The organism is Methylobacterium sp. 142-1Y (genome assembly GCF_057747795.1).
On the sequence record NZ_CM173224.1, the window covers coordinates 736,609 to 749,942 of the forward strand.

At 68.3% G+C, this 13,334-nt stretch carries 12 protein-coding genes; 6 read left to right on the forward strand and 6 right to left on the reverse strand.

Going from position 1 to position 13,334, the window contains the following annotated elements; translation table 11 throughout:
• Window positions 1–54: 54 nt before the first annotated feature.
• The gene (locus tag AC3AOF_RS03395) at window positions 55–423 is read right to left on the reverse strand and encodes a hypothetical protein (RefSeq protein WP_236992036.1); all 369 of its coding nucleotides are present in this window, start codon (window positions 421–423) and stop codon (window positions 55–57) included.
• A gap of 242 nt (window positions 424–665) precedes the next feature.
• Here AC3AOF_RS03395 and phaC point away from each other — a divergent pair, with 242 nt between their 5' ends.
• A complete protein-coding gene (gene phaC, locus AC3AOF_RS03400; RefSeq protein ID WP_236992902.1) occupies window positions 666–2,393 on the forward strand; it encodes a class I poly(R)-hydroxyalkanoic acid synthase in 1,728 nt (575 codons plus the stop codon).
• Window positions 2,394–2,513: 120 nt separating this feature from the next.
• On the opposite strand, the gene AC3AOF_RS03405 is transcribed toward phaC, so the two are convergent.
• The 3 genes from AC3AOF_RS03405 to AC3AOF_RS03415 all read right to left on the reverse strand — a co-directional run bounded on the left by AC3AOF_RS03405 (window position 2,514) and on the right by AC3AOF_RS03415 (window position 4,715).
• Window positions 2,514–2,750, reverse strand: a complete 237-nt coding sequence (locus tag AC3AOF_RS03405) for a hypothetical protein (protein ID WP_236992035.1) — start codon at window positions 2,748–2,750, stop codon at window positions 2,514–2,516.
• A gap of 87 nt (window positions 2,751–2,837) precedes the next feature.
• Window positions 2,838–2,990: a hypothetical protein gene (locus AC3AOF_RS03410; protein ID WP_488347710.1), complete on the reverse strand. Its 153-nt coding sequence runs from the start codon at window positions 2,988–2,990 to the stop codon at window positions 2,838–2,840.
• Between the two features lie 426 nt (window positions 2,991–3,416).
• Window positions 3,417–4,715, reverse strand: a complete 1,299-nt coding sequence (locus tag AC3AOF_RS03415; RefSeq protein ID WP_236992034.1) for an OmpP1/FadL family transporter — start codon at window positions 4,713–4,715, stop codon at window positions 3,417–3,419.
• 389 nt (window positions 4,716–5,104) lie between these two features.
• Between AC3AOF_RS03415 and AC3AOF_RS03420 the strand changes: the two genes are divergently transcribed.
• The 5 genes from AC3AOF_RS03420 (at window position 5,105) to AC3AOF_RS03440 (ending at window position 9,960) form a co-directional block, all read left to right on the forward strand.
• Window positions 5,105–5,989: a fumarylacetoacetate hydrolase family protein gene (locus AC3AOF_RS03420; RefSeq protein WP_236992033.1), complete on the forward strand. Its 885-nt coding sequence runs from the start codon at window positions 5,105–5,107 to the stop codon at window positions 5,987–5,989.
• 131 nt (window positions 5,990–6,120) lie between these two features.
• Complete coding sequence (locus AC3AOF_RS03425; protein ID WP_236992032.1) at window positions 6,121–6,747, forward strand: response regulator; 627 nt, start codon at window positions 6,121–6,123, stop codon at window positions 6,745–6,747.
• A gap of 219 nt (window positions 6,748–6,966) precedes the next feature.
• Window positions 6,967–7,332, forward strand: a complete 366-nt coding sequence (locus AC3AOF_RS03430) for a septal ring lytic transglycosylase RlpA family protein (RefSeq protein ID WP_165088967.1) — start codon at window positions 6,967–6,969, stop codon at window positions 7,330–7,332.
• A gap of 399 nt (window positions 7,333–7,731) precedes the next feature.
• Window positions 7,732–7,971 carry a hypothetical protein gene (locus AC3AOF_RS03435; RefSeq protein WP_236992031.1) on the forward strand — a complete coding sequence of 80 codons (240 nt, stop codon included), beginning with the start codon at window positions 7,732–7,734 and terminating at the stop codon, window positions 7,969–7,971.
• A gap of 513 nt (window positions 7,972–8,484) precedes the next feature.
• Window positions 8,485–9,960, forward strand: a complete 1,476-nt coding sequence (locus tag AC3AOF_RS03440) for a methyl-accepting chemotaxis protein (protein ID WP_488347711.1) — start codon at window positions 8,485–8,487, stop codon at window positions 9,958–9,960.
• Between the two features lie 131 nt (window positions 9,961–10,091).
• On the opposite strand, the gene AC3AOF_RS03445 is transcribed toward AC3AOF_RS03440, so the two are convergent.
• Together AC3AOF_RS03445 and AC3AOF_RS03450 are read right to left on the reverse strand one after the other, a co-directional pair.
• Window positions 10,092–11,444, reverse strand: coding sequence for an esterase-like activity of phytase family protein (locus tag AC3AOF_RS03445; RefSeq protein ID WP_488347712.1), 1,353 nt, complete (start codon window positions 11,442–11,444; stop codon window positions 10,092–10,094).
• 87 nt (window positions 11,445–11,531) lie between these two features.
• Window positions 11,532–13,205 carry a histidine kinase famiy protein gene (locus tag AC3AOF_RS03450; RefSeq protein WP_488347713.1) on the reverse strand — a complete coding sequence of 558 codons (1,674 nt, stop codon included), beginning with the start codon at window positions 13,203–13,205 and terminating at the stop codon, window positions 11,532–11,534.
• Window positions 13,206–13,334: the final 129 nt, after the last annotated feature.

Below are 13,334 nucleotides of genomic sequence, written 5' to 3' on the forward strand. Positions count from 1 at the left end.
TGGGGCAAGAGGAAGTTCGCCGGTCCGCACTTGCGTCACTCGGCCGGCGGGACCTTAGTTGGAGGGGACTTGCGGCGGAGCCGGCGGCTTGACCGCGCCGCCGACCTTGGCGGCGTCGCGGCCCCGCGCCTCGTTGCGCTGGCGGCTGGCATCGAGATCGGCCTCGAGCTGCTTCACCCCGGCGGCCGACTTGGCGCGGGTTTCGCGAGGCGGGGCCGATTCGCCGACCGGCAGGAAGTCTCCGCCCCCACGGCGGGACTGGGTCACGAAGTCGGGGGCCGCGACCTCCTTGGGGCCGAACCCGGCCGACTTGGCGGCCTCGCGCACGCCGGCCCCGTCGAGGACGCAGCCGCCGGTGGCGAGGCAGGTCAGGAGCATTGCGGCGCGGGCGAAGGCGGGCGAAAGAGCGGGGAACGCGGGCATGACGTTTGGGGAACCTTGCGCGAGGGCACCGTGGCGATGAGGAAACCCGGTCCGGTCATCTGGCGGAACCGGCGGTTTGCGACGATATTTTGTCCGAAAGGCGGCTTGCTCCGGCGGACCGCCGACAATCAGGGAGGAGAACGCGCGTGACATCTGAGAGGAGTACGGCGTCGGGTGCGCAGGGACCGGGCGCGCAGATACCGGGGGCGGATGTGGAGGCCCTGTCGCGCAACGCGGGCCTGATGACCGAGCAGTTCAGCCGGGCGCTCGCCGCCTACGCCAAGCCTCTCGAAGCGGGCAAGCCGAACACGGCTCTGGCCGAATCGGTGACCGAGGTCGTGCGCACGCTCGGCACCGTGGCCGAGAAATGGTTCACCGATCCTCAGAAGGCGATGGAGGCCCAGAGCCTGATCGGGGGGCAGTTCCTGGCCCTGTGGGGCTCGACCCTGCAGAAGATGCAGGGCGAGACGGTCACCCCCGTCGCGCTGCCCGATCCGAAGGACAAGCGCTTCGCCGCCCCCGAATGGACGACGAACCCGGTCTTCGACTTCCTGAAGCAGGGCTACCTGATCACCACCCGCTGGGCCGAGATCCTGGTCGACGAGGCCGAGGGGCTCGACGCCCACACCCGCGCCAAGGCGCAGTTCTACGTCCGGCAGATCTCCGGCGCGATGTCGCCGTCGAACTTCGTGGCGACCAACCCGGAACTGATCCGCGAAACCTTCCGGGAGAACGGCGCCAACCTGGTGCGCGGCATGAAGATGCTGGCCGAGGACGTGGAGGCTGGCGGCGGCGAACTGCGCGTGCGCCAGACCGACCAGGGCCAGTTCAAGGTCGGCGTCAACATGGCGAGCACCCCCGGCGAGGTCGTTTTTCGCAACGACCTGATCGAGTTGATCCAGTACGCGCCGCAGACCGACACGGTGCTCAAGCGCCCGCTCCTGATCGTGCCGCCCTGGATCAACAAGTTCTACATCCTCGATCTGAACAAGGACAAGAGCTACATCGGCTGGGCGGTGAGCCAGGGTCTGACGGTGTTCGTGATCTCGTGGGTCAACCCGGATGCGCGCCACGCCTCGAAGGACTTCGAGAGCTACATGCGCGAGGGCATCTTCTCGGCCCTGGAGGCGATCGAGAAGGCGACCGGCGAGCGCCAGGTCTCGGCGGTGGGCTACTGCGTCGGCGGCACGCTGCTGGCGGTCAGCCTCGCCTACATGGCGGCGGTGGGCGACGACCGCATCGCCAGCAGCACCTTCCTGACCACCCAGGTCGACTTCACCCATGCCGGCGACCTCAAGGTTTTCGTCGACGAGGCGCAGATCCGCTCGATCGAATCCGGCATGAAGGATCGCGGCTACCTCGAAGGCGCCAAGATGGCCAACGCCTTCAACATGCTACGGCCGAACGACCTGATCTGGCCCTACGTCGTCAACAACTATCTGAAGGGCAAGGCGCCGCTGCCCTTCGACCTCTTGTACTGGAATTCCGACGCGACCCGGATGCCGGCCGCCAACCACTCGTTCTACCTGCGCAACTGCTACCTCGACAACAAGCTGTCGCGCGGCGAGATGGTGCTGGGCAACGTGCGCCTCGACTTGGCCAAGGTGACGATCCCGGTCTTCAACCTCGCGACGCGGGAGGACCACATCGCCCCCGCCCTCTCGGTCTTCGAGGGCTGCCGTGCCTTCGGCGGCACGGTCGATTACGTGCTGGCGGGTTCGGGCCACATCGCCGGCGTGGTCAACCCGCCGGCCAAGCCCAAATACGGGTACTGGACCGGCGGGCCGGCCCACGGCACGCTCCAGGACTGGATCGCGGCCGCGACCGAGCACAAGGGCTCGTGGTGGCCGTACTGGCTGCAGTGGCTGGAATACCAGAATTCCGAGCGGGTGCCGGCGCGCCAGCCGGGCGGCGGGGTGCTGCCGTCCCTGGGCCAGGCGCCCGGGACCTACGTGCTTGAGAAGGCGTGAGATGACGCAGAGCCCCCGGGGAGTGGTCCCGGGGGCTCTCTTCTAAAGCGTTGCTCAAGGTCCGAAGTCTATCACCTCAGCCACGTGAAGGGCCACCGAGAGTAAAAAGCGGAAGGACCATCACTCCTTGACCTCCTCGCGAACCAGCGCTTCGAGCAAGGCGACGTCATCCTCCACATCCTCGCTTCCGCGGAAGCGAGAATATTCGATGTGCCCGTCCTCGAACACATCGATCTCGATCCGCTCGCCGACCAAGGTTGCCGTAACCATGATGCTGTCGTCGCGGTGGCGATCAAGACGGTAGTGAATGCGCTCCCGTTCGAGCAGGCGTATCACGCGGTAGAGTTCGTGGGTCATGGCTGTCGCGATTGTTGATGTCGGCACAGAGTCGTCTAAATCGCGTCGCGACCAACATCCCATCATCAGGACGACTGGCTTTCGGCCCTAGCCGAGAGCTGCGCGCCGCGCCTGCTCGGCTTCGGCCTCGAGGTCCCGTCTCAGACGGGCTATCTGCCGCTCCTGGACCCGGACCGCGACGTAGGCGGCGCCGACCGCGACGAAGGGGACGATCAGGGCGAGGACCGCATACTCGTTCATGGGATGAGCCCTCTGAGAGCGCGTCGTGCCAGATAATGTAGGAGCGCGGAGCCTCCGAGCCAACAGGAGACGATGACTGCCAGAAACCACCATGGCACCTGGTTCAGTCCACTCACTCCGAAGAGCCAGCCGGTCACAGGCGTTGCTGCGCCGACCGTGAAACACGCCGTCGATGCTCGGTCGAGATTGTTCGCGAACAGCTTGGCGGTTTCGTTGATGACGAGCTTGCGATTGTCGGGGATAGGGGTCGGCGGGAGAGTCGTCATGAACTCTCATCGGATTCTGACGACGCGCTTGAACCGCTCAGCAGTCGGAAATCCGTCCGATACGTCATTCCGGGCTCCGTTGCGCGGCCCCGGAATGACATGCAGTGTGGAAACGCCATCGAGAGGGGCCGTCCACTGCCCCTCGAAGGGCGCCCTCCCGTCAGTACTTCCTCACCAGCGGCACCGGGATCGGTGCCGGGGCCGGCGGGTTGTCCCAGCGGTACTTCAGGCCGACCGAAACGATGTCGGCGCTGGCATCCGAGGTGGCCAGGAAGGCGAGCGGCGGGGTGTAGAGCGGCTCGCCCGGCACGATGGCGATCCGGTTGCGGCCGCCGACCGAGAACAGGTGCTGGTAGGAGACGTCGAACTGGATCTTCTCGCTGTAGCGGTAGCTGGCGCCGACCGAGGCGAAGTAGCGGTCGCCGTCGGGCAAGCGGGTCGAGCGGTTCGAGAGGTCGATCGGCGACTGCTCGTAGGCGAAGCCGAGGCGGCCGGTCCATTGCGGCGTGAAGTCGTACTCGGCGCCGACCGAGTAGTAGAAGCCGTTCTTGTAGTTCAGCGGCAGGGCCGTCACCGGCCGGCCGAGCGCCAGCGAGACGATCGCCGGCGAGCCGAGCCGGGTCCAGTTGTCCCACTCGAAGCCGAAATTCAGGCGGAAGTCCTGGGTGATCGCCTGGGTCAGGCCGACCGAGACCTTCTCGGGGGTGTTCAGCGAGGAGCGGATCCGGCCGATGCCGAAGGCCGAGCCCTCGAGCTGGTGGTTGATCGAGGAGCGGTAGCCGACACCGACCGTGGTGCCCTCGGAGAGCCGCGCCACGACACCCGCCGTGAAGCCCCAACCCCAGTCGTCGCCCTTGATGAACGCCGTATTCGCGCTCGGGGTGATGCCGGTCGCCTGGCGGAGCGTCAGCTTGAAGTATTCGAGCACCGGCCCGGCGGCGACCGACAGCCAGTCGTTGACCTTGTAGCCGATCACCGGGTTGAAGTTCAGCGAAAAGATCTTCGAGGACCGGCTGTAGGTCTGGCCGGCCCAGACCGGGCTCGGCTTGGTGATGAGGCCGAACGGCGCGGCGCCGGACAGGCCGATGAACAGCCGGTCGTTGAGCTGATAGTTCGAGTAGGTGGCGGGCAGCACCGCGGCCTGGCCGATATCGCCCGAACTGCCGAGCCCGATCAGTGGCGGGAAGGTGCCGGTGGTCGGCGTGATGGTGGCCGAGGGTGCCACCAGGGTGGCGTTGAAGTCCGAGTTCCAGCCCGGCTTCATCGTGACGACGGCCGGGTTCCAGAACATCGACGACAGGCCGCCGGAGCCGGAGGCCGCACCCGCGAAGGCGAGCCCCATCGCCTGGGCGCTCTGCTCGCGCAGCCCGAACGCCGCCGCCTGCGCCGCCCCGTTGGCCCCCGCCAGCAGCATCAGCGATGCGCCGGCGAGCAGCGCCGCCCTCCTCGAACCCGTCATGACGTTACCTCGACACCCATAGATTCCGTGCCGTGCGGCTTCTTCGGACGCCCACAGCTTGAGCGGGATGATGATACGGCAGGCATCCGGCAGGCAATCCCGGACCGGCGCTGCCGCTCCGTCAGCACGACTTGTCGATACCTGCTATCGAACCAGGAATGACTGCCATCTCCCGGCAAGATAGCAACCAAAACAGTGTAGGCTGTCGTCGGCGATGTATAGGCAAGACGGGCCTCGAGTGTTGCCAAACGCCCCTTCGGCACGGTTTCGCCACAGATGTGACGAAACTGCAACGGGCCCAAAGCCCTCGGGCCGTGCCTGCCGGCTTGCGGCGGAAAGGCGCCGGCGCCAATGTCCCGGCCCGCAAGGACCTTTCTCGGAGACGACCAATGAAGCTTGTGCGCTGGGGCGAGAGCGGGGCGGAGAAGCCGGGCCTCGTCGACCGGAACGGCACGATCCGCGACCTGTCGGGCGTGATCCGCGACGTCGCCGGTCCCCATCTCGCCGCCGACACCCTGGCCAACCTGCGGGCGATCGATCCGGCGAGCCTGCCCGAGGTGCCGGCCGGCACGCGGCTCGGGCCTTGCGTCGGCAACGTGCGCAACTTCATCGCCATCGGCCTCAACTATGCCGACCACGCCGCCGAGACCGGCTCGCCGATTCCCGCCGAGCCGATCCTGTTCAACAAGGCGCCGTCCTGCATCGTCGGCCCGACCGACGACGTGATCCTGCCCAAGGGCTCGGCCAAGACCGACTGGGAGGTCGAGCTCGCCATCGTGATCGGCAAGCGCGCCTCCTATGTCCACGCCAACGAGGCGCTCGACTACGTCGCGGGCTACTGCGTCTGCCACGACGTGTCCGAGCGCGAGTTCCAGCTCGAGCGCGGCGGCACCTGGACCAAGGGCAAGGGCTGCCCGACCTTCGGCCCCCTCGGCCCCTGGCTCGTCACCCCGGACGAGATCGCCGACGTGCAGAATCTCGGGATGTGGCTCGATGTGAACGGTGAGCGGATGCAGACCGGCTCGACCCGCACGATGATCTTCGACTGCCGGCAGATCGTCTCCTACCTGTCGCACTTCATGCTGCTCGAACCCGGCGACGTCATCACCACCGGCACGCCGCCCGGCGTCGGCATGGGCATGAAGCCGGCCCGCTTCCTGAAGGCCGGCGACGTCGTCTCCTTGGGGATCGAGTCCCTGGGCGAGCAGCGCCAGACGATCGTCGCCTTCGACGACTGGACCGCCAAGGTCTCGGCCGGACAGCCGACCAACTGAAGACGAGACGACTTCGAGGCAAGACGGCCCTGAGGCAAGACGGCCCTGAGGCAAGACGGCCCTGAGGCAAGACGGCCCTGAGGCAAGACGGCCCGCGGCGGCGCCGCGGGCCCAACCGGAGTGAGGACGCCATGGACGTGCTCGTCGTCGACGACCACCCGATCGTGCTGCAGGGCTGCCGCCGGGTGCTGGAGGATGCCGGCGTCGCGACGGTGCACGAGGCCACCGGCATCGCCGCCGGCTACCGGCGCTTCCGGCGCCACCGCCCCGACCTCGTGGTGGCGGACCTCACCTTCCAGGGCGCCTCCTTGAGCGGACTCGCGCTGATCCGGCGGATCCGGGCAGTGGCGCCGGGCACTCGCATCCTGGTCTTCAGCATGCACGACGATCCGGAGATCGCCGCTCGTGCCCTCGAGAGCGGGGCGGCCGGCTACGTGCTCAAGGACACCGCCTCGTCGGAGCTGCACCTCGCCTTCGAGCGGGTGCGGGACGGCGGCACCTACGTCGCGCCGTCGCTCGCCGCCGAGGTCGACCGCCTGCGGCGCGAGACGCCGACGGCGCCCCCCCTCACCCCGCGCGAGCGGCAGATCCTGGCGCGCCTCGGCGCCGGCCGCTCGCACGGCGCGATCGCCGAGGAACTGGGCCTGAGCTACAAGACCATCGCCAATGCGTGCACGCAGCTGCGGCGCAAGCTCGGCGCCCGCACCCTCGCCGACCTGATCCGCATCGCCCTGCGGGAGGCGGCGCGCACCCTGTGAGGCCCCGCCCGGCCAACCTTGGCCGCACCGTGGCGCGGGCACGACCCCGACCGCTCCGGGTGCACCTTGCGAAAACAGTTAACCAATGTAAACCGCGACAATCCACCCAATCACCATTCCCGAGTATGCGCCAGAATATCTTTATTTTGACTGTTCCATAATGTCGCCTCGTTCTGTTTTATGTTGCACCGCGTCAAGCAACAAGAACGGGAATGCGAAATGGTTTCGAAGGCAAAGCTGGCGATCATCGGCCTCGCAGCAGCGGGCGCCGTCGGAGTGACGATACAAGCCAGCACGCCCGCCGAAGCCCAGTCCGGCCGTGCCTCCTGGTACGGCCCCGGATTTCAGGGCCGGCGCACTGCGAATGGCGAGCGTTTCAACACGCACGCCCTCACGGCGGCTCACCGCCGCCTCCCCTTCGGCACCCGGGTCCGGGTCACCAACACGACGAACGGCCGCTCGGTCGTGGTGCGCATCAACGACCGCGGCCCCTATGTCGGCGGCCGGGTGATCGACCTGTCCCAGGCCTCGGCCCGGGCGATCGGCATGTCGGGCGTCGCCCGCGTGCGCCTCAGCCGCCTCTGAGCGGCGAACGATCACCCCTCGCGACGAGATCATCCGCTGCGGACGGCCCTGCGCCGCGTGACGGCGCAAGGCCCGTGTCCGGACGAAATCTTCCGGAAATAGTCTTCGCCCAAGAAGACGATCGACCCGTCCAGTCCCGGCGCCGCCTCGTCTTAAAGGCGTGCCGATTCCGGACGGGTCGATCCGGTCGGGCGGCAGTCGAGGCCCGGTGCTCCGGCATCGGCAGCGGCTCTCGCTCAGCCACAAATCTCGGTGTTTCCGCAGCGGAAGCTTGCCCGCGGCCCCCAGGCTGCTAAAAGCGCGCACGGCCGGGGACATCCATTGTGGCGGGACGGGTCGGGCAGGATCTCGCCTCCCCGCTCCGGACCCGCCCTCCCATCCCTCCTTCGGAGAGACGTCGTGCTCCTGCGCTCCACCCTGATCCTCGTTCTGACCACCGGCGCCGCACTGGCCCAGCCTCTCATGGCCGACCGCGCGGTGCTCAAGCAGCACTGCACCGGCGATTACCTGACCTATTGCGGCAATCTCTCGCCGGACGGGCCGGAGGTGCAGGCCTGCTTCCGCCAGAACAAGTCCAAGCTGTCCCCGGACTGCCAGGCGGCGATCACCAGCTACATGAAGGGCCAGCGCAAGGGCTGAGGCGAAGGGCTGACGCAATCGGGCGGGAGCCCTTCCCGCGACGCGATCCGGCTGGGACCGACGCCCGGCCTTAAGCCAGTTGCCCCGCATCGGGCCGCCGCCCGGATGGCGGCCTCGCCGCTCCAACCTGCCGGCGGGAATTTTATTCGCGATAATATTGCGCCAAATGGAATTGCATCGGTCGCGGCTGCGACCATGCGGGCCCACGTCCTGGGAAATGCTGGCAACTCGCCACCGGGCATAGCCGCCGCCTCGACGGACGGCTCCGCTGCACCGAACCGCCCGCTGCGCCATCCATCAACGAAGGCGGCCCCAGCGGTCCATGCGAATCTACCGGATCAGGCGGATAACATCCTATAGTATAACACGCAAATTCGCCTTAACGACGTTTTGTAAGCCACAAGTTATAGGCTTATTTTCTTGCGCAAATCATGATCCGGAAGAATTTTTTCTTCATCGTTCAGTAACGACCTCGGCGCAGTGTCCGCCTCACGAGACGCAGAGGCTCCCGCCGTGTCCTTCCTTCACTCGCGCCATGCGGCGCTGCTCGCGGCCGTCGACCGGTCGCAGGGCCGGATCGAGTTCGACCCCTCCGGGACGATCCTCGACGCGAATGCCTGCTTTCTCGGCCTGACCGGCTACACCCTGGCCGAGTTGCGGGGCCGGCATCACGGCCTGCTGGTGCCGCCGGCCGAGCGGGAGGGCCCGGCCTACGCCGCGTTCTGGCAGGGCCTGCGCGAGGGCCGGTTCGAGACCCGGGAGTTCCGCCGCATCGCCAAGGACGGCCGCTCGATCTGGATCCAGGCCTCCTACGACCCGGTGCTCGACCGGCGCGGCCGCGTCGTGCGGATCGTGAAGCTCGCCTCCGACATCACCGCTCGCAAGGAGCGCGACGCCTCCCTGGCCGGCCAGATCGCGGCCCTCGACCGCTCACAGGCGGTGATCCACTTCACCCTCGACGGGACGATCACCGAGGCCAATGCCGTCTTCCTCGACGTGATGGGCTACACCCGCGACGAGGTGGTGGGCCGTCACCACAGCCTGTTCATCGCCGAGGCCGAGCGGTCGGGCGCCGCCTACGCGGCGTTCTGGGAGGCGCTCGCCGCCGGCCGCCACCAGGCCGGCGAGTTCCATCGCATCGCCAGGGACGGCCGGGAGGTGTGGATCTTCGGCGCCTACAACCCGGTGCTCGATCTCGACGGCCGGCCTTGCGCGGTGGTGAAGTTCGCCACCGACATCACCCGGCAGGTCGTCGATCGCCAGCGCCGGAGCGCCGGCCAAAGGGCGATCGAAGCCGACATCGCGGCGATCACGGTCGCAGTCTCGGAGGTCTCGGACCAGGCCCGGGCCACCGCCGATCAGACGGCCCGGACCTCCAGCAACGTCGAGGCGGTGGCCGCCGGGACCGAGGAGTTCGCCGCCTCCATCGCCGAGCTCGGCCGTCACGCCGAGGATGCCCGCTCCGCTTCCGACGCGGCGGTGCGCAAGGCCCAGGATGCCGGCGGCATCGTGGCGGGCCTGACGAAGGCCGCCGACCGGATCGGCGAGGCGGTGTCGCTGATCTCCTCGATCGCCGACCAGACCAACCTGCTGGCGCTCAACGCCACCATCGAGGCGGCCCGAGCGGGCGCGGCCGGCCGCGGCTTCGCGGTGGTGGCCGCGGAGGTCAAGGCGCTGGCCAGCCAGTCGGCGAGGGCGACGCAGGAGATCGGCACGCAGATCGACGCCGTGCAGGGCGCGACCTCGGAGGCGGTCGCGGCGCTCGAGGGCATCGTCGCGGCGATCGGCCATGTCAGCGAGATTTCGGTCGGGGTATCGAGCGCCATCACCCAGCAGGCCGCGGTGACGCGCGACATGTCGGCCAACATGCAGGATGCCGCCCGGAGCGTCGCCTCGGTGCGCCGGAACATGGAGCGGATCACCGGCTCGGCCGGCGAGGTCGACACCTCGATCCGCAAGGTCGCGCAAGCGGCCCGGGCGCTTCTTTGATACGAGATCCGGACGATCCTTCCCGGATTTCGTATCACGAAAAAAGCTTCACGATCGCGCCGCAATCGCGAAGCTTCTGGTTTTACCGCATTGTCTGCGACGAACCGGCATCCACTTCGTCGGAAAATGCTCTATTTCGCCTTCAGGAACTCCCCGACCTCCAAGAGCACGAACTCGTTGTCGTCCACCTTGTGCGGATCGCGGCTCGCCGAGAACGGCAGGTTGTTGTCGTTGCCGACGATGATGTGGGTGTCGTCGACCTTGTCGACGTTCTCGATGGTCCAGAACGGGAAGGCGAGCGCGCCGTCGGTGAGCGGCTTTTGCGCCTTCCTGTCCGGATCGGCGATGCGCATCAGGTCGATGAAGCCGATCTTGCGCACCGGACCGCCCTGGTCGGTGTCGGTCATCGCGATCTTGTAGACGCGCTTGAACTTGGCCGGGACCGAGAAGCAATCCGGGCCCTTCTGGCCCGCCGGGCAGGCCCTATCGGCAGTGCCCTCGCCGTCGTCGCGCTCGATGATCAATCCGGTCGTACCGTCGATCAGGTTGAAGTCGCCGATGGCGTTGCCGGCCTGCTCCAGCGGGTAGAGCCAGGATCGGCCGGTCCAGGTCTCGGCCCTGGTGTCGAATTCGAGGATCCGCAGCACGGCGCGGCCGTCATGCGTCTCGAACGCCTTGGCATCGGCGTCCCAGAGCGGGCCTTCGAGGAGCGCGTAGAGCCGGCTGCCGTCGGGCGAGGCCGCCATGCCCTCGAAGCCCTTGGAGCGGCGGGCGTTGAAGACCACCGGCCCGCCCGGCGCCGCCGGAGTGGTCACCGCCGGGTTGTCGGGGGAGCGGACCGGCTTGCCCCCGGCCAGGGTGTCGAACACCGCCTCGATCCGGCCCTTGCGGTCGGCCTTGATCAGGAACGGGCCGAACTCGTCGCCGATCCAGATATGGTCGCCGACGAACTGGAAGCTCTCGGGGTCGAAGTCGCTGCCGGTGAGGTAGCGGCTGTCCGTTCCCTCGTTGGCGATGCGGAACGGGACCTTCTTGTCCGGATCGCGCAGGTAGATCGTCTCCAGGCGCTCGACGCCGCCCTTGTCGAAATCGATACGGTAATGGTTCAGGTACAGCATCGCGTCGGGCGAGTTCGCCTTGGTGCCGAAGCCGTTATCGGTCAGCACCCAGTAGGTGCCGTCCGCCATGTGCTTGATGCCGGAATGGCCCTGGAGCGGCTGGCCGCGCAGGGGCAGCTTCATGCTGGTGGTCCGACCCATCGACTGTGCCTCGACCGTGCCGACCGCCTCGACCCGGCGGCCGGTGGTGAACTTGCCCGGCGTGGCGAGGTCCTTCGGCGCATCCGCCGGCAGCGGCGCGAGGCTGTCGGCCGGCAGCACGGCGTGGCCGGCGAGCCTGGCCGGGAAGGCTTGCGGGGCCTGCGCCAGGGCGGCGGACGCGCCCGACATCAGGAGCGTGACGGCGAGAAGCGAAATGCGGGGCATGGGTTCCTCGCGAGAGAACGGGCGCGGCCGTTCTGACCCATCATCCATGTCGGCGCGGTGACGACACGGTCCGCCCCTGCGAAATCCTCAGCCGTGATGCGGCTCGCCCGGGGCCGGCATGGCCTTCGCGCCGCGGTCGAGGGCGGCGCGGATCCGGTCGGCGAGCTCGGCCTTGCGGTAGGGCTTGCCGAGCACGTCCATGGTCGGGGTGGCGGGGCCCTCCGCCACCAGGTCCTCGTTGTAGCCGGTGGTCAGCAGCACCGGCAGGTCGGGCCGCATCCTCCTGGCGCGTTCGGCCAGGATCAGGCCGTTGACGCCGCCCGGCATCACGATGTCGGAGAACAGCAGGTCGATCCGCTCCTCCCCTTCCAGGATCCCCAAGGCTTCCTCGCCGTCGCGGGCCGCGAGCACCTGGTATCCGAGACTCTCGAGGTATTCGCGGGCAAGCGCCCGCACGTCGTCGCTGTCCTCGACCACCAGCACGGTTTCGTCGCCGCGCCGCAAGACCGCCTTGCGCTCGGCGGGCTCCTCCTCGACGGCGGCGCCGCTCCCGGAGGGAAACAGCATCGTGACGACGGTGCCGCCGCCGGTGCCGTCACTCTGTGGCCGGCTCTCGATCTCCAGCCGGCCGCGGGATTGCTGCACGAAGCCGTGCGCCATGGCGAGGCCGAGGCCGGTGCCCTTGCCCGGGCCCTTGGTGGAGAAGAACGGCTCGGTCGCCCGCTCGGCGACGTGGGGCGCCATCCCCTCCCCCTCGTCGCGCACCTTGAGCGCCACGTAGTCGCCCGGCGGCAGGTTGCGGGCCTTGCCGTTCCCGTTGAGATGGACCGTGCCGGTCGAGATCGTCACCGTGCCGCCCTTCGGCATCGCGTCGCGGGCGTTGATGAGCACGTTGAGCAGCGCCATCTCGAGGTTGGTGCGGTCGAGGGTGACCGCCGGCAGCCGCGGCGTCAGGTCGAGGCGCACCGAGACGGTGCTGCCGAGCGTGCTCTCCGCCACCTCCGCGAAGGCGAGGACCAGGGCGTTGAGGTTGAGCGAGCGCGGCTCCAGCCGCGCCTTGCGGGCGAAGGACAGGAGCTGCTTCGTCAGCTTCGCCCCCCGCTCCGCCGCGCCGGCCGCGTTGGCGAGCTGGCGCTGCGCCCGCTCGTGGGTGACGGAGTTGCGCGCCAGTTCGAGGTTGCCGGTCACCACCTGCAGCAGGTTGTTGAAGTCGTGGGCGAGGCCGGCGGTGAGCTGGCCGATCGCCTCCATCTTCTGGGCCTGGCGGAAGGCCTGCTCCGAGACGCGCCGACGGGTCACGTCGAGCTGCGAGGCGAAGAAATACACGATCTCCCCGGCCTCGTCGAAGACCGGGCCGATGAAGATGCCGTTCCAGAACGGCGAGCCGTCGCGCTTGTAGTTCAGGATCTCGGTCGCGATCGCCCGACGCTCCTCGACCGCCTGGCGCAGCTCGGCCACGGTCTCGCGGCTGGTCTCGGGGCCTTGCAGGAAGCGGCAATTGCGGCCGACCAGCTCGGCTTGCGGATAGCCGACGAGATCCTGGAACGCCCGGTTGGCGAACACGATCGGGTTGTCGGGCTGCCGGGGATCGGTCAGGATCATCGGCATCCGTGTCATCTCGATCGCCGCGAAGAACACGCTGCCGCGATCGTCGAGCCCGGGCTCGCGGATCGTCGCGGATTTGAGATGCGCCAGCGACGGCGCTTCCGCGGAATGGCTGGCTCCCGGCTCCGGTCTCCCGGCCTGATCGTCGTCTCTCACGCCACCACCCGGCTCGCCATACGCCACCCCGCCGGTGTCGATCGTCCTGACCACGGGACAATGAGGGGCGCGAGCGGATCGCGCAAGGCCCGCCCGCGTCCCGGACCGGACGGGCTCCGTCGCGGCGCG

What these genes read in the sequence shown, in the direction of transcription:
- AC3AOF_RS03395 (WP_236992036.1), bottom strand. Translation starts at nt 423, where the DNA reads ATGCCCGCGTTCCCCGCTCTTTCGCCCGCCTTCGCCCGCGCCGCAATG.
- phaC (WP_236992902.1), top strand. Translation starts at nt 666, where the DNA reads ATGACCGAGCAGTTCAGCCGGGCGCTCGCCGCCTACGCCAAGCCTCTC.
- AC3AOF_RS03405 (WP_236992035.1), bottom strand. Translation starts at nt 2,750, where the DNA reads ATGACCCACGAACTCTACCGCGTGATACGCCTGCTCGAACGGGAGCGC.
- AC3AOF_RS03410 (WP_488347710.1), bottom strand. Translation starts at nt 2,990, where the DNA reads ATGAACGAGTATGCGGTCCTCGCCCTGATCGTCCCCTTCGTCGCGGTC.
- AC3AOF_RS03415 (WP_236992034.1), bottom strand. Translation starts at nt 4,715, where the DNA reads ATGACGGGTTCGAGGAGGGCGGCGCTGCTCGCCGGCGCATCGCTGATG.
- AC3AOF_RS03420 (WP_236992033.1), top strand. Translation starts at nt 5,105, where the DNA reads ATGAAGCTTGTGCGCTGGGGCGAGAGCGGGGCGGAGAAGCCGGGCCTC.
- AC3AOF_RS03425 (WP_236992032.1), top strand. Translation starts at nt 6,121, where the DNA reads ATGGACGTGCTCGTCGTCGACGACCACCCGATCGTGCTGCAGGGCTGC.
- AC3AOF_RS03430 (WP_165088967.1), top strand. Translation starts at nt 6,967, where the DNA reads ATGGTTTCGAAGGCAAAGCTGGCGATCATCGGCCTCGCAGCAGCGGGC.
- AC3AOF_RS03445 (WP_488347712.1), bottom strand. Translation starts at nt 11,444, where the DNA reads ATGCCCCGCATTTCGCTTCTCGCCGTCACGCTCCTGATGTCGGGCGCG.